The sequence below is a fragment of the Pradoshia sp. Z4_20 genome (assembly GCF_058216035.1).
This window is the reverse complement of the sequence record NZ_JBZAJD010000004.1, coordinates 157,308-177,895: the sequence shown is the minus strand read 5'-3', so window position 1 is coordinate 177,895 and position 20,588 is coordinate 157,308. Positions and strand designations below refer to the sequence as shown.

The following is a 20,588-nucleotide window of genomic DNA, read 5'->3' as shown; positions in this document are numbered from 1 at the left end:
AGTTAAAGGAAGGTGTAAGGGTGAAGGGGTTAGTCAACTTTGTTTTAGGAAATAAACTGGCCGTGTGGCTATTAACGATTATTATTACAGCATCAGGAATCTATTCAGGTACAAGAATGAAAATGGAGTCAATTCCAGATATATCTATTCCTTACTTAATTGTAATGGGTGTATATCCCGGTGCTGCTCCAGAGCAAGTAATGAATGAAGTCTCCATTCCAATGGAGAAGGCAATAGAAGGACTTGAAGATGTCAATGCCGTATATTCCAATTCATCATCCAGTGTATCTCAGGTTCAGGTAGAGTATGAGTACGGAGTAGATATGGATGAGAAAAAGCGTCAGCTTGAATCAGCTATTGACGGAGTAAAAATGCCGGAGGATGCTGAAGAACCATCTATTATGGCAATCAGTATGAATATGATGCCGATTCTATCCTTATCCATCAGCAGTGAGGAAGAGGACATTGTAGATTTAACCTCGACTGTTGAAGATACAATCCTGCCTAAGATTGAAGATATTGATGGTGTAGCTTCTGCAACTATCACAGGACAGCATATAGAAGAAGTAAACTTCAGTTACGATCAGGAAAAGATGAAGCAATTGGGACTGACTGAAGACAAAGTGAAGGAAATGATTCAGGCGAGTGATATGGAGCTTTCACTCGGTCTTTATGAGTTTGAGGAAGGCGAAGAAGCGGTTTATGTAGATGGTAAACTAAAAACAGTTGATGACCTGAAAAACATGGTCATTCCAGTTACACCGTCTGCGGAAAATCCAACGCCATTTGTGAAATTGAGTGACATTGCAAAAATTGAAACGGTTGGTAAAGTAGAATCCGTTTCACGTACGAACGGTAAGGATGCCATAGCGATTCAAATCGTTAAAGGGCAGGAAGCAAATACCGTGACAGTCGTGAATGCTGTTAAAGATTTAATTGATGACCAGGAGAAGGCAATCGATGGATTGAAGATCGATGTTACGCTTGACCAGGGTAAACCAATTGAAGACTCTGTATTTACGATGATTGAAAAAGCTTTATTTGGCGGATTAATTGCGATTCTGGTTATCTTGTTATTTTTACGGGATATCAAATCTACGATTATATCCATTATCTCTATACCAGTATCCATTTTCATGGCATTGTTGCTCTTGAATTGGATGGATATTACTTTAAATATCATGACACTTGGTGCGATTACGGTTGCGATTGGACGGGTAATTGATGACTCCATTGTCGTTGTGGAAAATATTTATCGAAGAATGCACTTGAAAGAAGAGAAGCTTAGAGGGCGTGCACTGATTCGTGAAGCAACGCTTGAAATGTTCAAGCCTATATTGTCTTCAACATTAGTAACGATAGCAGTATTTGCCCCAATGGTCTTCATTGGTGGTATGGTAGGAGAATTGTTCATGCCATTCGCCTTAACAATGTCATTTGCCTTGATTGCATCGTTAATCGTGGCCATTACAATTGTTCCGGCACTATCTCACTTCTTATTCCGTAAAGGAATATATGGTGAAAGAAAAGAAGGTCAGCATAAAGAAGTAGGTAAACTAGCATTATGGTATAAAGGTGTATTGGCGAAGGTGCTGAACCATAAAATCATCACCTCCATTATCGCTGTTGTTCTGCTAGTTGGTTCAATAGCCTTAACACCGTTAATTGGATTCAGCTTTATGGGATCACAGGAAGAGAAAACAATGTATATTACGTACACACCAGCTACTGGTGAGTTACAGGAAGATACATTGAAAAACATTGAGCAAGTCGAAGAGAAGTTAATGGATCGGAAAGATATAGATACAATCCAGATATCCGTAAACGATTCTGATTCTGCTGATATGGCAGCATCTATGGCTATGGGCGGCGGTGCTGGCGGAGCATTAATGTTCCTCATCTTTGATCCTGATATGGAAAACTTCAGTGAGGCAAAAGAAGAAGTTGAAGAATATTTACTTAATATCGGCCAATCAGGTGAATGGAAGCTGCAAGACTTTGCAGCTATGGGCGGCATGTCATCCAATGAAGTAAGCTACACGATTTACAGTAAGGACTTGGATGATCTGCAGAATGCTGTTAAACAAGTGGAAGGCGCTCTCGGTAATGTGGATGAAGTTGAAGATGTGACTTCTGATGCCGAGGATCCATATGTTGAGCACGTATTAAATGTGGATCAGGCGGATGTCCTGCAATATGGTTTAACTACTGGCCAAATTGTTATGGCACTAAATGCATCTGATCAAAAAGAAGTATTAACGACAGTTGAAAATGATGGCAATGATATAGAGGTAGTCGTTCAACGTGAAGCGAAAGCTGATCCGAAATCAATGGATGACTTACTGAAAACGCCAATACCAACTGCACAGGGTACGGCAATGCCTTTATCCGAGTTAGTAAAAGTTGAAGAAGGCACAACACTCAACACATTAGCTCGTTCTGAAGGTGAGTATTATGCGACTGTGTCTGCAACCATTATCGGTGAAGATGTATCCAAGGCTTCAACTGCAGCAGATGAAGAAGTGGATAAACTCGATCTACCTAAGGGTGTAACGACGGGAGTTGCGGGCGTTGCAGCAGATATGACTGAGACATTTACACAGCTAGGGGTGGCCATGATTGCAGCAGTTGCAATTGTCTACTTTATCCTAGTTGTCACATTCCGTGAAGGATTGGCGCCATTTGCCATTCTGTTCTCCTTGCCATTTGCAGTAATAGGTTCATTTGTTGGATTATATCTAACTGATCAAACCATTTCTGTATCTGTTATGATGGGTCTGTTAATGTTAATTGGTATTGTTGTTACAAATGCCATAGTGTTAGTTGACCGTATCATTCACATGGAACGTGAAGGAATGAAGATGCGTGAAGCCATTCTTGAGGCTGGAGCAACAAGATTGCGCCCAATTCTCATGACTGCTATTGCTACAATTGGTGCAATGATACCAATGGCACTCGGTGATGGCGGCGGTGGAGGTCTTGTTTCAAAAGACCTGGCTATTACCGTTATTGGCGGTTTGATTAGTTCCACGCTATTAACTTTAGTAGTAGTACCGATTGTTTATGAGGTACTTTCTAAAATGCTTAAGAAGAATCGTAAGGATATAGTAGAAGACTAAACAACTAAAAACACAGTTTCCTAGCAACCTAGTTTGCTAACGAAACTGTGTTTTTTTGTCTAGCCATTAATCAATATGAGTATGAATTGTGGTATAATTCACAAATATAAATCAATTTAGGTTTAAGGAGTGAACGGAATGACGATGGAAGTAATGGCGGGTTATAACGTAATCGTTCTTACGGAAAAAGCCACAGATTCAAGAGCGGTTTTATGTCCGGAAAGAGGGGGCATCTTAATTCAGCTAACTCTTCATGGAAAGGACATTTTATATTTACAAGAGGAAACGTTTGCGGATCCAGCAAAAAATATCCGCGGAGGAAACCCGGTTCTGTTTCCAATCTGTGGTCCATTACCAAACAATGAATATCAATTAAACGGACATACATATACAATGCGACAGCATGGATTTGCCCGGAATAAAGCTTGGAAAGTAATCGATCAAGCTTCAAATTGGGCTACTTTACAACTGCAGGATGATGAAGAAAGCTTTAAACAATACCCTTTTCATTTTTCTCTAGAATTTACGTATAAATTGGAAGACGGAAAACTAAGTATCTACCAAACCTACAAAAATTTATCATCAGAAACCATGCCATTCTATGCTGGTTTTCATCCTTATTTTAATGCGAATCATCCAAACAGTCGTTATGAAATTCCAGCAACTCAATATGTTGATAATGAAGATGGCATAACAAAAAAGTACGAAGAAAATCTAAAAGATTTACCTATTCAGGATGCAAAGAATTTCAATCCGGTATCTGAAGGGATATCCAGACTAAGTAATAATCAAGACATTATAGAAGTTGAGTATAGTAACGATTTTACTACCATTGTTGTGTGGTCAGAACGGCCCGATCAATATGTATGTCTTGAACCATGGATGGCATTACCTGGTGGATTTGAACAAATGGAAGGTGTTGTTCGTTTACCTGCACATGAAGAGTTACAGGCTAAATGCAGTATCTCAATCAAGCTGGGATAAACCTGGAAGGATACAACTCGGTAAGGCTAGTTACCGGGTTTTTTTGTCTGATTGAAAGGAATAGAAGGTTTTTTGTCGAAATAAGGGATAGGAGCATTACAGAGTAACTATCTATCCTCACGTATAGATAGTAAAAGATAGGCAGGGATGTGGAGCAATGTATTTACAGATTCAAGAACCGACGCAGAGAATATCGAAGGACAGTATATTGGTTTGGAGGCTGTCCAAAACACTTGGGCATGGAGCCACTATCCTCGTAGCTGGGGTATTATGGTATCTATCTGAAATGTATGAATGGAAAACGTGGATCACCTATACTATAATCGTGCTTATAGGTTTGACAGTGCTTTCAGCTATTTATGAAATTTTATTTGAACCGTACTATAAATATAAAACCTGGAGATACGAGATTGACGAGGAATACGTTCAATTGAAGCGTGGCCATTTTATTGTAGAGCACATTGTGATTCCGATGGCAAAAGTAGAATATGTATCGACACATCAAGGCCCCTTCTTACGAAAGTATCAGCTTTATGATGTTGAAATAGGAACCACAACTACAAATCATACGATTCCAGCGATACCAGCTGAACAAGCGATCGCTTTAAGGGAGCAAATTGCGATATTCGCGAAGGTTAAAGACCGTGATGAAAAAGGAATGGAGCAGGAGTTATGAATCACTCTAAAAAAAGACAGCATCCTGCCTGGATTCTTATAGAAATCGTTTCATTTATTAAAAGTCTCTTATTTATTATCATCTTCCTATTTATTTTAAATGCTGGCACAGAGACCGGTTGGGTTGTATGGGCGCGATATGCATTTTGGGCTGTTGTTGCCTGGGCCCTTATATACATTCCATTAAAATGGTATTCAAATACCTATGAATTGAACGAAGAAGCGATCGTTCTTCATGAGGGTGTGTTGGTTAAAAAGCTGCGTACAACAACCTATGAACGAATTCAGGACCATCATATTCAAACAAACTTTATTCATAAGCTGCTTGGGCTAACAACGATTAAACTTGAAACCGGGACTACGGATGACGAATCGACTCTAATCTTTGAGGCTGTTAGTTCAGAGGAAGCGGATCGCATCCTTGATTTAGTATACAGGAAAAATTCCAATCGGTTAGATGAAGCAAAAGAAGAAGAAGTCGTTGAAAAGCAGATCTACTTCCGCTCCACTCAGAAAGATAACCTAAAAGCTGCGCTGACGTCATTCAGTTTTCTAGCCATTTTCCCTCTTCTGGCAGCTGTGTACTCAAATATTGATGATTTTTTTAATGTAGAGGAATCCACTAAAGCAGTGTTTACCTACTTTATGAATCACTTAGGTTTATTGGTTCCGTTGATTGTAATTGCGCTTCTTCTTTCTTTTGGAATAGGATATATCCAAACTGTCATCAAGTATGGGAATTATGAAATAGCCGGTGATAATCAAAGGATTTATATTTCTAAAGGAGTGTTGAACAGAAACACTTTTTCTATACAAAAAAGCAGGGTTCAGGCGATTACGATTAAACAGTCTTTAATCAAGCGTCTTCTGGGGATGGCCGAGGTCAAGGTAGTAAGTGCCGGCCAAACAGAGAGTAGTGAACAGGAGATTAGTTCACTTTATCCATTTTTACCAAAGCATGAAGCCTATTCGTTAACGAATGAATTATTGCCAGATTATCATATTGAAGAAGAAATGACTCATTTACCGAAGCACGTATTATGGCTAAGGCTAATTCGCCCTTATTACTGGACGATTGCTGCTTTGATCGGTCTCTTTTTATTCAAGAAAGACTGGATTTGGTTGGCTATAGGTGTATTTGTAATTGAGCTGATTCTCCGCCTCCTTAATTATAAATTTACAAGCTATTTGCAAACGGATGCTTTCATCCAAGTACGAAATGGCGGTTTAATTACAGAAACCTTTTTAACAAAACGTAAGAATATTCAGCAAACCGTGAGTAAATATTCATGGCTGCAGCGTAAATTTAACGTGGCTACATTGGAATTCACCAATCGCTCCAAGCCGGTTGTCATTACTTCATTACCTGATGTACCAAAGGAAGTCGTTGTCGAATTTCATGAATGGTATAAGGGTAGTGAAAATATAAAAAGATTGTAAGTGCATCCAAAATTCCCCTGTAATTTACATAAGAAAAATGATACTATGGAGATAGAAATGTTATCTGTCTCACATGTAACTGATACGATCAGGCATGGTGGTAAAGTGATAGGTTAGAAGTAACCTATTTCTAATTCCGCCATGCCTTTTTTGTTCAATGGGACAGGATGAAGATTAATTTCTAAATACAATTCATATCTATAGACAGAGAGGAGCAATTAAGAATGGCATTTAGTTTTTTTAAGAAGAAAGAGAATAATTTGGTGGCACCGTTAAATGGTACAGTTATTTCAATTGAAGAGGTTCCCGATCCGGTATTCAGCCAAAAAATGATGGGAGAGGGTATTGCAATTCAGCCATCGGGCGGCCATGTATATGCGCCTATTAATGGAGAGATTATCATGATTGCTCCAACCAAACATGCCATTGCGATCCGTAGTAAATCTGGTATTGAGGTCTTAATTCATATTGGTCTTGAAACTGTTGCCTTAAATGGAGAAGGATTTCAGCCTTCTGTTAAAGAAGGAGAACAGGTGAGAGCTGGACAATTGTTGATAGAGGTGGATTGGGCGTATTTAGAGGAGCGAGTTGAAAGTACGGTTACTCCAATTATAGTGATGAATAGCGATAAGGAAATTACCTACGGCAGTAAGGGAACGTGTACACAAGGTGAAACGGTTATTATGACAATCTAAAACTATTTTTTATTATACATGAAAGGAGGTGATGAGAACTTTAGGAAAGTGCATTATTTTGAAAACGTTTTCAAAATCTGGTCAAATTTATGGCTTGAAAGCGTAGTCTAGCTCACTAATTAAAAGAAGTGGAGGGAGTAAAGTGAAGAAGTATATACAAAGGCTGGGCGGCTCGTTAATGTTGCCTGTCGCAGTTTTGCCTGCTGCTGCTGTTTTGATGGGACTTGGTTACTGGATTGACCCGAGTGGCTGGGGTGCAGAGAGTCCTGTGGCAGCCTTCTTAATCAAAGCCGGATCATCAATTATAGACAGTATTCCAATCCTGTTTGCAGTCGGTGTGGCGCTTGGAATGTCAAAGGATCGGGATGGTTCAGCTGCTTTAAGTGGCTTAGTTGCCTTTTTAGTTGTAACGACCCTGCTGGCACCGGAGACGGTTGCGATGTTAAAGGGGATTGAATTAGAAAATGTGCAACCAGGCTTTGATAAAATCAAAAATGCATTTGTCGGAATCATATCAGGTATTATAGCATCTTCCATGTATAACAGATTCAGTCATGTCAAGCTTCCGGATGCATTGGCTTTCTTTAGCGGTAAACGTTTGGTACCAATTATGACAGCCTTAGCCATGCTGGTTGTCTCTATCGTTTTACTCTTTGTTTGGCCTCCTGTTTATACAACACTGATTTCATTTGGTGAAGGTATCTCTAAATTGGGAGCTGTAGGTGCCGGTCTTTACGGATTCTTCAATCGATTATTAATACCAACCGGTCTACACCATGCGTTAAACCAAGTATTCTGGTTTGATGTTGCGGGCATTAATGATATCAGTAACTTCTGGAAAGGTGAAGGTGTAAAAGGTGTCACCGGAATGTATCAGGCCGGATTCTTCCCGGTAATGATGTTTGGGTTACCTGCTGCTGGATTGGCTATGTATCATACGGCGAAAACAAAACATAAGAAACAGATTGCTTCCTTAATGCTTGCTGCAGGCTTTGCTGCATTTTTTACAGGTGTGACAGAACCTCTTGAGTTTGCTTTTATGTTTGCAGCCCCATTATTATACTTAGTCCATGCTGTATTGACAGGAATTTCTCTAGCGGTTGCCGCCACTTTTCATTGGACAGCGGGGTTTGGATTCAGTGCTGGTTTTATAGACTTTGCCCTAAGTTTCAGATTACCGCTTGCTAATCAGCCTTATATGCTGATTGTCCAAGGATTAATTTTTGCAGTCATTTATTATTTCTTGTTCCGGTTCATTATTGTGAAATTTAATCTTAATACACCTGGAAGAGGAGAAGAATTGGAGAATGAGGCAAATGGAATGCAATCTGCTGCGGCCACTATTGAAAATAAATATGCTAGTTTAGCTGCTGCGATTTATACAGGATTGGGTGGGAAAGAAAATATCGTTTCTGTTGATAATTGTGCAACTCGCCTTAGACTGGAAGTCAAAAATATGGAAGCGGTTGATCAAAATAAAATTAAATCAACCGGTGTACATGGTATTAAGATAACCGGAAGGGAAAGTCTGCAGGTTATTGTCGGTACAAACGTTCAGTTTGTTGCTGATGAATTAAAAAAATTAGTAAAGAACTAGTTCATAATCGTTTTAAATGAAAGATACAATCATAGAATTTCAAGTGGATCCTATTAAATTGGCAACTTAGCTTCATTTTTTGCAAGCATCTAAAAACAGCCTATAATTTAATGCAACTCAAGCGAAAGCTCCTTCCAGTCGATATGGAAAGAGCTTTTTTTTCAGTCTTACAAGCACATCCATGCGAGCGAAGTAGTCTAAGCTATCAGCAATAAATAACAAATAACATAATCATCCCTTTCTGCCTCGCAATCTCTCAATATGAATCGTAATATAGCCAATTTCCTCAGAGGGAAGATGTATGCCATGCTGTGTAGATAGATGTTCTGCGATTGTTTTAGCACATTGGTAAGAGGAAGGAAACTTACTGCTTATCATCATTAGCATTTCTTCATCCATTGTGCGCTCAGGAACTTCATCGACTCTATAAAGGGTGTAGCGAAAATGAGTAATTAAGCGCTCGTAGGAAAGTCCTGTTTCTTCTAAACTGATAGAAAAATAGTCCCTGATCATATGTACAATTTCATTAATAATAGAAGTTTGACGCAGGGAGACTTGCAGATTTCCAGATGGAATAGATGCCGTATGCAGATGGAGCGCGATAAAGGCAGCTTCATCTATGGGCATTTGTATACCTATTTTCTCCTTAACATGATTGATCGCCCAAATGCCTATGTCAAACTCCTTCTTATATAAAACTCTTATCTCGGGGATAAGTTTATTTTTTATAAATATACCATCTTCATGGCGTTCAATCGCAAACGTAAGATGATCTGCGAGAGCAATAAAGATATGTGGATTTAATTTTACTTGAAGGCAATCCTCAGCATACTGAATAATCTCCTGTGTTAGAATCATATGCTCATTGGGGATTTGGGGCAAAAGCTGATCAAAATGGTCACTGTTTTTGATAACAAACAGTTTATCGATTTTATTCCGATTGATGATATCGTTTTTCCCTTTATTGAATGCAATTCCTGGACCTAGCGCAATTTTTTCCTGATTTTCATCCATGACAATAACGGCATTATTATTAAGGACTTTCTTGATTTTCATGCATCTTCATCTCCTGCAATCCTTGGCATATTAGTTTTATATCGATGGGAAAGTGGTTACTTCTATCATATTAAAATAGATAATAGATGTAAAATTTATATTTAATTGGAAGAAAATTGTGTGGTTGTTGAAAATATAACAGGAAATAGATCGTTTATAACGAAGTATGTAAAAGAAGTCTTTAGATTTTCAGTAAAGAGTCATTAATAGAGAAAAGGAGGCTGTCATGGTGTTGTCTACTATTAAATTACCAAGTCAAACTTTTATCGGCTGGGGTTCAATGGAGAGACTGGATGAAGGTTTGCAATCTATGAAAAGTAATAAAATCCTGCTAATCACTGACCAAATATTACTTGATATTGGATTGCTTACACCTTATATGACTCCATTGCAATCAAAATATAGAGTTGAAATTTACACAGATGTAGAGCCAGAGCCGACTCTTGCTTGTGCTCAACGATTGGTCGATTTTGCAAGAATAGAAGATTTTGATTGTATTGTAGGTATTGGCGGAGGATCGGTATTGGATTTAGCTAAGCTGGCCGCGGTTATATCTGACAATGAAGGGGATGTTGCCGACTATTTAAATTTAACTGGGACAAAACCAATCCTCCGTAAAGGGAAACAAAAAATATTAATCCCGACCACCTCGGGGACTGGAAGTGAAGTGACGGATATTGCCGTGTTATCACTTGATGGAACAAAAGATGTCATTACCCATAAGTATTTGTTGTCTGATCTGGCAATTGTCGATCCGCAGCTGACTGTTTCTGTACCAAGACGAATTACGGCTGCTACCGGTGTGGATGCTTTGACACATGCGATAGAGTCATATCTTTCAGTCCAAGCGAATGATGTGACGGATGGGATTGCCATTCAAGCAATTAAGCTTATTGGAGGGGCAATCCGCAGGGCTGTACAAAATGGTGAGACCCCGGAAGCAAGATCAGCAATGAGCCATGGGAGTTATCTGGCTGGCCTGGCTTTTCACAATGCAGGTGTAGCCGGTGTCCATGCACTTGCGTATCCACTAGGAAGTCAATACAAACTGCCTCATGGTGAATCGAATGCTGTATTGCTGCCTTATGTAATGGACTATATTAAGGAACATTGCCAGGATAAAATGAGTCATCTAGTAACGATGCTGGGAGATGAAAAGCAGACGCCATTCGAGGTGTTTCATCAATTGATAGAGGACGTTGGATTGCCTGTCACATTGAAAGAATATGGTGTGAAGGAAGCCTCGTTGGTAGGATTGTCCGATGATGCGAACAAACAGACAAGGCTGCTGGCCAGAAGTCCGCTCCCTTTAAATAAGGATGATATATTGAACATTTATCAGCATGCATATAAAGGAGTGCCTTTGAGTAGGGAGGCGGGAGGCCGGTATGTATAAGAAAACGATAGAGCCGAGAGTTTCTGAAACAGATGGCATTGGCCATGTCAATAATACGACGATTCCCATTTGGCTTGAAGCAGCAAGGAACCCGATTTTTAAACTGTTTACTCCAGATCTCTCATTTCAGAAATGGAAAATGATCATTCTAAATATGAATATAGATTATAGTAGACAAATATATTTCGGTACAAATGTCGAAGTTTTCACATGGGTTAAACGCATTGGAAATACAAGCTTGGAGCTGTATGAGGAGATTCACCAGAATGGTCAGGTTTGTGCCAAAGGGACAGCAGTATATGTTAATTTTAATTTGGAGACTCAGAAAACAGAACCTATACCGCAACATTTAAAACATGAACTTTCCCAGCATGTATATATTGAAAATTGATTAGAGACTTACGGATTACGTAAGTCTTATTTCTATTAGGGCAGCTAGTTGGTACAGAACGGAAATGGCATGCATGAATAGTATGTTTATATACTTTTCTGAGGGGTATCCTGTTTTATTATGGACTATATATGAGGAGCTGTTGATATGAAAGGTATAAAAGAAATTCCTCGTGAAAAAACCGTTGATAACACCCTTACCCTATTATCAGAAGGGTACGAATTTATTTCTAACAGGCGAAAGCAATTCAATTCGGACATATTTCAGACTCGCCTTCTGGGACAGAAGGTTATTTGTATGACAGGAGAGGAAGCTGGAAGAGCCTTCTATGATGAAGATCGATTTATTCGTAAACCGGCAATTCCGATGAGAATTCAGAAATCTCTTTTTGGTAAAAATGGTGTACAAACGCTGGATGAAGAAGAACACCGACATCGTAAAGGGATGTTCATGTCGATTATGACACACCAAAGTTTGGACAAACTCCAGGAAATCACAAAAAAACAATGGATGTCGGTTATCCCTAAATGGGAAAAGAGTAAAAAAGTGATTTTAATGGAAGAGGCTAAACAAGTTCTTTACAGGATTGCCTGTGAGTGGGCTGGAGTTCCGTTAAAAGAAAAGGAAGTAAAAAAGAGAGCAGAAGAAATGTTTAATTTAGTTGATTCTATTGGTGGAGTGGGTCCAAGATACCAAAAAGGCAGATGGGCAAGAAGAGACTCAGATAAGTGGGTTGCTGATATTATTGGACAAGTACGGGATGGGAAACTAAGAGCTGAGCAAGGTACTGCTTTATCGATCATAGCTAATCATCGTGATTTGACTGGTGAATTGTTGGAACCGGAATTGGCTGCGGTCGAATTAATTAATATCATTCGACCTGTGGTGGCTAATTGTTATTTTGTTGTATTCTGTGCTATAGCGATGCATGATTATCCTGAGGTACGTAAATTATTGAAAACCAATAATGAAGTGTACAATAAAATGTTTGTACAGGAAGTACGTCGCTATTATCCTTTTGCACCATTTTTAGGAGCCAGAGTCCGCAAAGACTTTTATTGGAATGAATATCCGTTCAAAAAAGGGACATTGGTTCTTTTGGATCTATACGGAACCAATCATCATCCGAATCTTTGGGATGATCCAGATACATTTAACGTTGAGCGATTTAGAGAATGGAAGGACAGCCCATTTGCCTTTATTCCACAAGGCGGCGGAGATTATGATAAGGGACACCGTTGTGCAGGGGAATGGGCTACCGTCAAGATTTTGCAAACAACTGTTGATTTTCTAGTTAAAGATATTGATTATGAAGTACCCGAACAGGACTTAGCAATCAGTAAGACCAGAATACCAACCTACCCAAAAAGTGGATTCATTATCCAAAATGTAAAAAGTATTTAAATGAAGGGCACCCAGAGTGGGTGTCTTTTTTATGTTAAAGGGATTATAGGAAGCCACCTGTCTCTTGATGGGCTATTTTAATAAATATATAACCCCAGGGTGCATATAGGACACTTTTCTGCTATACGCATAATAGTGAGGCTAAAATTCGGGAGGTCTGAATTATATGTATCCATACTATAAGTATTTAAGGAAGGAAAGATATTGTAAAGATGTACCGATTGCTTTTCCTCCTCAACATCAAAGCGAGCATCCGGGGTTGGAATATGTAATGAATCCTAGACCTATATCTGAAAATCCATACTACAAAGGGAGCGGAAAGCTGGAGAGGAAGACTGCGCTTATTACAGGAGGAGATTCAGGTATTGGCAGAGCGGTCGCCTATTCTTTTGCGAAAGAGGGTGCGAATGTTGCTATTGTATATCTGTATGAGCATGAGGATGCCGAGGAAACAAAAGAAAGAATCGAGAAGCTAGGGGTTAAGTGCCTGCTTATATGTGGAAATCTTACCCATGAGGATATGTCAGTGGCTGCCGTTCGTCAATGTTTGGACGAATTTGGAAAGATCGATATTTTGGTAAATAATCATGCTGTACAGTTTGTTCAAAAACGGATTGAGGATATTACGGAGGAACAACTTGATTTAACATTTCGTACGAATATTTATTCCTATTTTTTTATGGTGAAGGCTGTCCTGCCACATCTCCAGCGTGGGTCTTCTATTATAAATACAGCTTCCGTAACAGCATATAATGGTCACCCTAAGCTATTGGATTATTCAGCAACGAAAGGGGCGGTTGTTACATTTACGCGTTCGCTTTCTCTTTCTTTAATAAAAAAGGGGATTCGGGTAAATGGTGTAGCTCCAGGACCAATTTGGACACCGCTGATTCCGTCTTCATTTTCAGCTGAAGAGGTAAAGACTTTTGGAACATTAACTCCTGAGGTACCGATGAAGCGAGCAGGCCAACCATTTGAAATTGCCCCCAGCTATGTATTTTTAGCATCAGATGATTCGAGCTATATGTCGGGGCAAATCCTCCATCCAAATGGAGGGGATATGGTAAGTTCGTAACAAGTAGTGACGAAACTGCAAGCCAAGGCATCCCCATCTGAATTGATCGAATATAGTATAGGTTTAGATTGTATCCATTGATATATCGTCCCATTCCTCATCCAAGATATTAATCATCCAATTTAGAGCATATCTTCTCTCGTAAACAACACCGGGACTAATTTCAATCGGAAATTCTTCATTATTCATACGAGTTTCGGCAATAGCCCAATGGAGTCTGTACAAAAGATCGAGTGCATCCAGTATTTCATTTTTGTCCCGATAGGAAGCCCGTTCCAATAGCTCTTCCTTGGTAGAATGCAATACAAGATCATAAAGTGTTTCTACATCGGATAAAGTATGTGGGAATGGAAGATCGGGTATCAGATTAATGGCCCATAAAAGGGCAGAGTTACATTCAATTTTCCAGGAGTAGGTGTTATATTCGTCCTGGTCAGGTTCTTCATTCTCAATGAACTCTTTTTCCTCAGGAGAAAATAATTCTTTCGCATTGTAACTCTCTAAAAATTCGTCGATCGTTTCATCGGGGGCACCGCTGCCTTTAGCCGATACTATGGTGATGGCAATAATTCGGTCAATCACCTGTTCAATATCTTTAAAATGCAGGCTATTTTCACTTTCTAATGTATGTAAGTGTGTATTTATTGGGATTCCCATCTCTTTTAATAATTTTTCTGTCCGCTTTTTTCTTCCTATTGGACTATTCATTTAAATCTCCTCTTTCTGTACAAAGGCCTGCCTTTTATCTTGTAAATATGGATAATCATTTTGTCATGATGATTTTAACATATTTTGGTTAAATGATTGAATATTCTGCACTGGGAGGAGAATTTTGTAATTTTTTTTATGTAAGAGGGTTTGTATAAGAGAGGTTTGATTTGAGTGGGCAGTTCACTCAGAAAGATAAGGTAGTGCAAAAGAAAAAGAACGATGACATTACCACAGGATGTGGCGAATTTAGTCTTCGTTCCTTAACCCAGCCCTTCAGCCTTTTGCTTAATCCAGATTCAGGGCCTAGGAGCTCAGGACATAAGCATGAACTCTACAGGAGGGAGAACACCTCCTTCCGAGTTCCTGTCTTATGCTCCTCGCTTCTGGGCAAGCCGTCTCCGCTTTTTGCTTAATCTAGCTTCAGGGCCTAGCCGCTCGAGGTCGTAAGAATAGCCGCTACGGGAGGAAGAATCGTTCTCCCTGCGCGCCTCTTCTTACGCTTGTCGCGGCTGAGCGGGGCCCTTCAGCCTTTTGTTTTTTTCCATTTAGCTTTTTCCGCGAGTGCGGCGCGTTGGTTTTCTTTTCGGTTTAGGTAGGCGAGTTCGCGTTGGAGTTTTAGGTAACTGGCAAAGCGTTCTTTACTCAGCGTTTTATTGGATATTGCCTCCTGTACTGCGCAACTTGGTTCGGTTTTGTGTTTACAGTCTGTGAATTTACATTGTGAAGCTAATTCTTCTATATCAGTGAAACTATGACTGATTCCTTCGTCGGCTTCCCATAATTGTAATTCCCTCATTCCGGGAGTATCAATTATGATCCCTCCTCCATTAAGGATAACTAGTTCTCGGTGTGTAGTTGTGTGTCTCCCTTTATCATCATCTTTCCGAATGGATTTAACCTCTAGGATGCTGTCGCCGTATAGTACATTTGTTAATGTTGATTTACCGGTACCAGATGAACCAAGTAAAGCAACTGTTTTACCTTCTTGGATATAAGGGTCTAATTGCTCTAAACCCATCCTGTTTTCCGCACTGATAGCATGAATGGGTACACCTAATGCGACTGCCTCTACTTCTCTGATTTTTTGATCAACATCATCACATAAATCAGATTTGCTTAAAATAATGACAGGATTTGCTCCGCTTTCCCAAGCCATCAATAAGTAACGTTCCAGCCTGCGCATATTAAAATCGGTGTTTAGTGCATTGACTAAGAAAATGGTATCGATATTGGCTGCGACAAGTTGCTCTTCAGTTGTCACTCCAGCTTTCTTTCTTGAGAATTTACTTTTTCTTGGCAGTACGGCGTGGATGGTTGCTTTTTGCTCATCTTTTCGGGAAGTGATGGTAACCCAATCACCGACTGCAGGAAAATCTGAGCTTTCCTTTGCTTCATGACGCATTTTGCCTGTAACTTCAGCTAAAAGATTACCATCAGCTGAGAAAACACGATACATACCTTTATGCTCCAAAGCTATACGGCCTACTGTATATTCTTTATTGCTATATTGTTTGAAAGCTTCTTCAAAATGTTTATTCCAGCCTAATTGTTTTAAATTCAATTTAAATTCCTCCAAATGATTGTTTTTGATTGCAAAATAAAAAGGAGGCCAAATACGTTGGTCTCCTTTATGTCGTTTCTGTGTTATAGACAGATTCGGACAAATAAAAACCGTGGGCGCACACAGCCCACGGAAATATGCAAATTCAATCATGTTAAAATAAAGGAATTTTATGCATCCTTACCAGAGGGCTGTGATATGAAATTGACAGAAACTATATTTACGATTTGAGTTTCCATAATACATTCCTCCTTTAAGTAAGTGATTACATTAACTATAGTTTAATTTTTTTTGATTTGCAAATGAATTATTCAGTTTATTCAAAAATGTTTGTATATGACATATGTCATGTTCACCTATTGACGTTTATGACTAGTTTGGAGTTGAACTATTCTATAACATTAAGAATAAATATTGTTATAGAGGTGAATAAAATGTCCAAGGAGAAGAATATATCCTTAAGAAAACAAATTGCTCCCTATGAAAAGGCGAATACAAAATCAAGCGTAAAACAAATTCTAAATACATTTATTCCATTTTTAATTCTTTGGTTTGCTGCCTATCAAAGCCTGGAGATTTCGTATTGGCTGACATTGTTTTTTGCGGTACTTACATCCGGATTTGTTATTAGATTATTTATTATCTTCCATGATTGCTGCCATCAATCCTTTTTTAAAAATAGGAAATGGAACGATATTTTAGGGACGATAACTGGAGTTATTACCATGTTTCCATATGAACAGTGGAAAAGAAGTCATTCCATTCATCATGCGACAAGCAGTAATTTGAATAAGCGTGGAACCGGAGACATTTGGATCATGACTGTCGAGGAATACAAGATGGCCTCGTTTAAGGAAAAGTTAATATATCGACTATATCGGAATCCAATTGTCATGTTTGGGTTAGGTCCTATCTATTTATTTTTAGTTACAAATCGTTTCAATCGTAAGGGTGCCAGAAGAAAAGAACGCATAAACACGTATATTACCAATCTATCTATCGTCGTCATATATGCATCTATGTGCTTGCTCATCGGTTGGAAAGAATTTTTATTGATTCAATTGCCGATCTTGTTTATTGCAGGTGCTCTGGGAATCTGGTTATTCTATGTACAGCATCAATTTGAAGATTCATATTTTGAGGAAGAAAAAGATTGGGACTATGTCAAAGCGGCAATCGACGGAAGCTCCTATTATAAGCTTCCAAGAATTCTTCAATGGGTGACGGGGAATATAGGGTTTCACCATGTCCATCATTTAAGCCCAAGAGTACCAAATTATCATCTTGAAAAAGTCCATAATGAGACTGCTCCTTTACAGCAAGCTACAACTATTACGATATCTTCAAGCTTAAAGGCAATCCGTTTTCGCTTATGGGATGAAAAAGGTAAAGGATTTGTGAGCTTTAAAGACATAAATGGGCGTGCTGGTAAGGTAAAGTCATAATTTGGATATTACAAAAAAATACAGTAAATTTACTGTATTTTTTTTATTTACTGGTATATGCTGAAGTAAAATTAATCGAGGGGGAGAGGACAATTGAATGCTTTGAATCAGTTATTACCAACTAATAAAGGACTGAATCTTTATGTTTGGCTCGTATTTAGTATTCTCCCTTTCTATTTTATTTTTCATGCAAAATCCATACTTATGATGGTGTTAGGAGTCATTCTTATTCTGTTATTTTTTATAAGCAATCGTATTTCTGCTATTTCAAAAGGTGGATTTGTTTATTTCTGGGTAGGAATTCAAATGGCCATTTGTATAGCTATGTCATTAATTTTTGGATTTGTTTATTTTTCACTCTTTCTGGCTTATTATATTGGAACTGTTGAGAATAAGGTAGGTTTCTTTATTTTATATGGTATTCATGTTGGAGGCACAGTGATTACGGTTAATTGGGGATTCATTACTCAGAATCCACTCTTCTTTTCACAATTTCCTTTTATTTTAATATGTGTAATTGGTGTCATTTTACTTCCATTGAGCTCCTATAATATTCACAAAAGAGAAAGGCTGGAGGCTGAGCTGAAAGATGCTCACAAACAAATATCAGATTTAGTTAAGCTTCAGGAACGCCAGCGAATTGCAAGGGACTTACATGATATTCTTGGTCAGAAACTTTCGTTGATCGGACTGAAAAGTGATTTGGCCGGTAAGCTGGTACAAATAAATCCGGAGCAGGCAAAGAATGAATTGAAAGATATTCAAGTGACTGCAAGAACAGCATTAAAAGAAGTGCGTGACATTGTAGCTGATATGAGGGGCACCAAAATGGAGGATGAATTAATCCGTATCAAGCAAATATTGAGAGCAGCTCAAATGGAATTTTATGTTGAAGGAGAAGAGAGTATCCAGAAGATTCCGCTGCTTGTGGAAAATGTATTGAGTATGTGTTTAAAGGAAGCTATTACTAACATCGTGAAGCATAGCAGGGCCAATGAATGCAGACTCGATATTAAAAAAACGCATACAGAATTAACAATGATTATTCAGGATAATGGAACAGGAATTGTTGAAAAAGAAATGGGTAAAGGGAATGGATTAAAGGGAATGAGGGAGCGGCTTGAATTTGTGAATGGAAGCCTTGATATTCGGGTTAATTCAGGAACAGAATTAATTTTTAAAATTCCACTGATAGAGCGGAACGTTCAACAGGAGGTAATGGCATGATTAAAATCGTAATAGCTGAAGATCAAAGAATGCTGCTTGGTGCATTAGGCGCATTGTTAGATTTAGAACCAGATATGACGGTAGTTGGTAAAGCTAAAAATGGAGAGGAAGCTATATCCATGATCAAACAGCATAAGCCAGATGTTTGTGTGATGGATATAGAAATGCCTGGAAAAAGTGGACTCGATGTCGCAGAAGAATTAAAAGGAAGCGCATGCAAAGTAATTATACTTACAACCTTTGCGAGATCAGGTTATTTTGAAAGGGCACGAAAAGCGGATGTACGCGGGTATTTGTTAAAGGACAGTCCGAGTGAAGAACTGGCCAACTCTATCAGGGTTATTATGGATGGACGACGTATTTATGCACCCGAACTGGTTGACATGATTTATGAAGAGGAAAACCCTCTTACGGAACGTGAACAGCAGGTTTTGGGCTTAATAGCTGATGGGAAAAATACGAAGGAAATTGCCAATCAACTATTTATAACAACAGGGACGGTTCGAAACTATATCTCTGTCATACTTGATAAACTGGACGTCAATAATCGAATAGAAGCTATCTCTCGATTTAAAGAAAAAGGCTGGTTTAAGTAGAATATGTTATAATTTTTAAAAAATATGATTGATAATGTTATAATATACCAGTAAAATCTAAATTATATGATGAAATATAGGTAAAATAGGATTGAACAAATGTAGTAACATGTTCCTATTTTGCTTTTTCATTTATCGGAGGAAATATTCCTTTTAAACATCTTTAGATCTACATTTCTATTACCTCAGAGTATGACACTTCTTAGTACAGCAAGTTTTACATCTAGATGAGATGAATTTGCTACTTCAATTCTATTAGAATGATTAAACCACTACACACAGATAATAAAATAGTATATTCCCATGATAATAAGAGGTTATTTCATGAATCTTATCTAAGTATAATTACCACAAAAATGGAAAACATTGTTTTAATTTGGTTGACGGACAAACTTTATATACATATAATTCTAAGTAGTCCATATAATATCAGAAAATATAAAATATTGCCGCAAATATCAGCAAGGGGGAAGTATTTTGATTGTCTTTGATCATGTAAATAAGTATTTTGGTGATTTTCATGTTCTAAAAGATATAAATCTACAAATTGAAAAGGGAGAAGTAGTAGTCGTAATTGGACCTTCGGGATCTGGTAAAAGTACGATGCTCAGATGTATTAATCGTCTCGAAGCGATTGATAGCGGTACTTTAAAAGTAAATGGTATTTCGGTGACGGATAAAAAGACAAATATCAACGAGCTTCGTCGTGATATCGGTATGGTATTTCAGCATTTTTATTTATATCCTCATAAAACAGTTCTTCAAAATATAACATTGGCTCCTATGAAAGTGTTGGGTAAATCTGAAGAGGAAGCCGAAAAGACTGCAAAACTATATCTTGAAAAAGTAGGGATTCCTGATAAGGCAAATGCATATCCTGCCCAGCTTTCCGGCGGGCAGCAACAACGTGTAGCTATTGCAAGAGGATTAGCGATGAATCCGGAAGTTATGCTTTTTGATGAACCAACCTCCGCTCTCGATCCTGAGATGATTGGTGAAGTATTGGATGTTATGAAAGCGCTGGCGAAGGAAGGTATGACGATGGTTGTCGTCACGCATGAAATGGGCTTTGCGAAAGAGGTTGCTAATCGTATTGTCTTTATGGATGAAGGAAAAATCTTAGAAGAATCCACACCGGCTGAATTTTTTACGAATCCACAGGAAGAAAGGGCTCGTTCGTTCTTAAGCCGTATTTTAAATCATTAATAAGGGGGAA

Annotated in this window: 17 protein-coding genes; 14 read left to right on the top strand and 3 right to left on the bottom strand. The window is 38.5% G+C overall.

What is annotated here, in order from left to right:
- The first annotated feature begins 20 nt into the window (after positions 1-20).
- From AC4BHP_RS12235 to nagE, 6 genes are all read left to right on the top strand, one after another.
- A complete protein-coding gene (locus AC4BHP_RS12235; RefSeq protein WP_139892234.1) occupies positions 21-3,119 on the top strand; it encodes an efflux RND transporter permease subunit in 3,099 nt (1,032 codons plus the stop codon).
- A gap of 138 nt (positions 3,120-3,257) precedes the next feature.
- Positions 3,258-4,103, top strand: a complete 846-nt coding sequence (locus tag AC4BHP_RS12230) for an aldose epimerase family protein (protein WP_490552474.1) — start codon at positions 3,258-3,260, stop codon at positions 4,101-4,103.
- A 157-nt stretch (positions 4,104-4,260) separates the two neighbouring features.
- Positions 4,261-4,779 carry a PH domain-containing protein gene (locus AC4BHP_RS12225; protein WP_490552472.1) on the top strand — a complete coding sequence of 173 codons (519 nt, stop codon included), beginning with the start codon at positions 4,261-4,263 and terminating at the stop codon, positions 4,777-4,779.
- Positions 4,776-6,218, top strand: coding sequence for a PH domain-containing protein (locus tag AC4BHP_RS12220; protein WP_490552470.1), 1,443 nt, complete (start codon positions 4,776-4,778; stop codon positions 6,216-6,218). Before AC4BHP_RS12225 ends, AC4BHP_RS12220 begins: the two co-directional genes overlap by 4 nt.
- 224 nt (positions 6,219-6,442) lie before the next feature.
- The gene (locus tag AC4BHP_RS12215) at positions 6,443-6,913 is read left to right on the top strand and encodes a PTS sugar transporter subunit IIA (protein ID WP_066106329.1); all 471 of its coding nucleotides are present in this window, start codon (positions 6,443-6,445) and stop codon (positions 6,911-6,913) included.
- Positions 6,914-7,055: 142 nt separating this feature from the next.
- Positions 7,056-8,510 (top strand): N-acetylglucosamine-specific PTS transporter subunit IIBC, encoded by a 1,455-nt coding sequence (gene nagE, locus AC4BHP_RS12210; RefSeq protein ID WP_490552468.1) that lies wholly within the window; start codon positions 7,056-7,058, stop codon positions 8,508-8,510.
- A gap of 231 nt (positions 8,511-8,741) precedes the next feature.
- Here nagE and AC4BHP_RS12205 read toward each other — a convergent pair whose 3' ends face one another.
- Positions 8,742-9,566, bottom strand: coding sequence for a PRD domain-containing protein (locus AC4BHP_RS12205; protein ID WP_490552465.1), 825 nt, complete (start codon positions 9,564-9,566; stop codon positions 8,742-8,744).
- 226 nt (positions 9,567-9,792) lie between these two features.
- Here AC4BHP_RS12205 and AC4BHP_RS12200 point away from each other — a divergent pair, with 226 nt between their 5' ends.
- The 4 genes from AC4BHP_RS12200 (at position 9,793) to AC4BHP_RS12185 (ending at position 13,832) form a co-directional block, all read left to right on the top strand.
- On the top strand, positions 9,793-10,962 hold the full coding sequence (locus AC4BHP_RS12200) for an iron-containing alcohol dehydrogenase (RefSeq protein WP_066106338.1): 1,170 nt from the start codon (positions 9,793-9,795) through the stop codon (positions 10,960-10,962).
- Entirely contained in the window at positions 10,955-11,353 is a 399-nt protein-coding gene (locus AC4BHP_RS12195; RefSeq protein ID WP_066106341.1) for an acyl-CoA thioesterase, read from the top strand. Before AC4BHP_RS12200 ends, AC4BHP_RS12195 begins: the two co-directional genes overlap by 8 nt.
- A 147-nt stretch (positions 11,354-11,500) precedes the next feature.
- A complete protein-coding gene (gene cypC, locus AC4BHP_RS12190; RefSeq protein ID WP_140461746.1) occupies positions 11,501-12,757 on the top strand; it encodes a CYP152 family fatty-acid peroxygenase CypC in 1,257 nt (418 codons plus the stop codon).
- A 166-nt stretch (positions 12,758-12,923) separates the two neighbouring features.
- Positions 12,924-13,832 carry an SDR family oxidoreductase gene (locus AC4BHP_RS12185; protein WP_066106347.1) on the top strand — a complete coding sequence of 303 codons (909 nt, stop codon included), beginning with the start codon at positions 12,924-12,926 and terminating at the stop codon, positions 13,830-13,832.
- A 63-nt stretch (positions 13,833-13,895) separates the two neighbouring features.
- On the opposite strand, the gene AC4BHP_RS12180 is transcribed toward AC4BHP_RS12185, so the two are convergent.
- On the bottom strand, positions 13,896-14,540 hold the full coding sequence (locus AC4BHP_RS12180; protein WP_066106350.1) for a DUF4272 domain-containing protein: 645 nt from the start codon (positions 14,538-14,540) through the stop codon (positions 13,896-13,898).
- A gap of 526 nt (positions 14,541-15,066) precedes the next feature.
- Positions 15,067-16,104, bottom strand: coding sequence for a ribosome small subunit-dependent GTPase A (rsgA, locus tag AC4BHP_RS12175; RefSeq protein WP_490552461.1), 1,038 nt, complete (start codon positions 16,102-16,104; stop codon positions 15,067-15,069).
- Positions 16,105-16,538: 434 nt separating this feature from the next.
- On the opposite strand from rsgA, the gene desA reads away from it, so the two are divergent.
- The 4 genes from desA (at position 16,539) to AC4BHP_RS12155 (ending at position 20,578) form a co-directional block, all read left to right on the top strand.
- Complete coding sequence (gene desA, locus AC4BHP_RS12170) at positions 16,539-17,549, top strand: Delta(5) desaturase DesA (RefSeq protein ID WP_148630687.1); 1,011 nt, start codon at positions 16,539-16,541, stop codon at positions 17,547-17,549.
- A 93-nt stretch (positions 17,550-17,642) separates the two neighbouring features.
- Positions 17,643-18,776: a sensor histidine kinase gene (locus tag AC4BHP_RS12165; RefSeq protein WP_262366003.1), complete on the top strand. Its 1,134-nt coding sequence runs from the start codon at positions 17,643-17,645 to the stop codon at positions 18,774-18,776.
- Positions 18,773-19,372 carry a response regulator transcription factor gene (locus AC4BHP_RS12160; protein WP_139892244.1) on the top strand — a complete coding sequence of 200 codons (600 nt, stop codon included), beginning with the start codon at positions 18,773-18,775 and terminating at the stop codon, positions 19,370-19,372. Before AC4BHP_RS12165 ends, AC4BHP_RS12160 begins: the two co-directional genes overlap by 4 nt.
- 477 nt (positions 19,373-19,849) lie before the next feature.
- The gene (locus tag AC4BHP_RS12155) at positions 19,850-20,578 is read left to right on the top strand and encodes an amino acid ABC transporter ATP-binding protein (RefSeq protein WP_490552457.1); all 729 of its coding nucleotides are present in this window, start codon (positions 19,850-19,852) and stop codon (positions 20,576-20,578) included.
- The last annotated feature ends 10 nt before the right edge of the window (positions 20,579-20,588 follow it).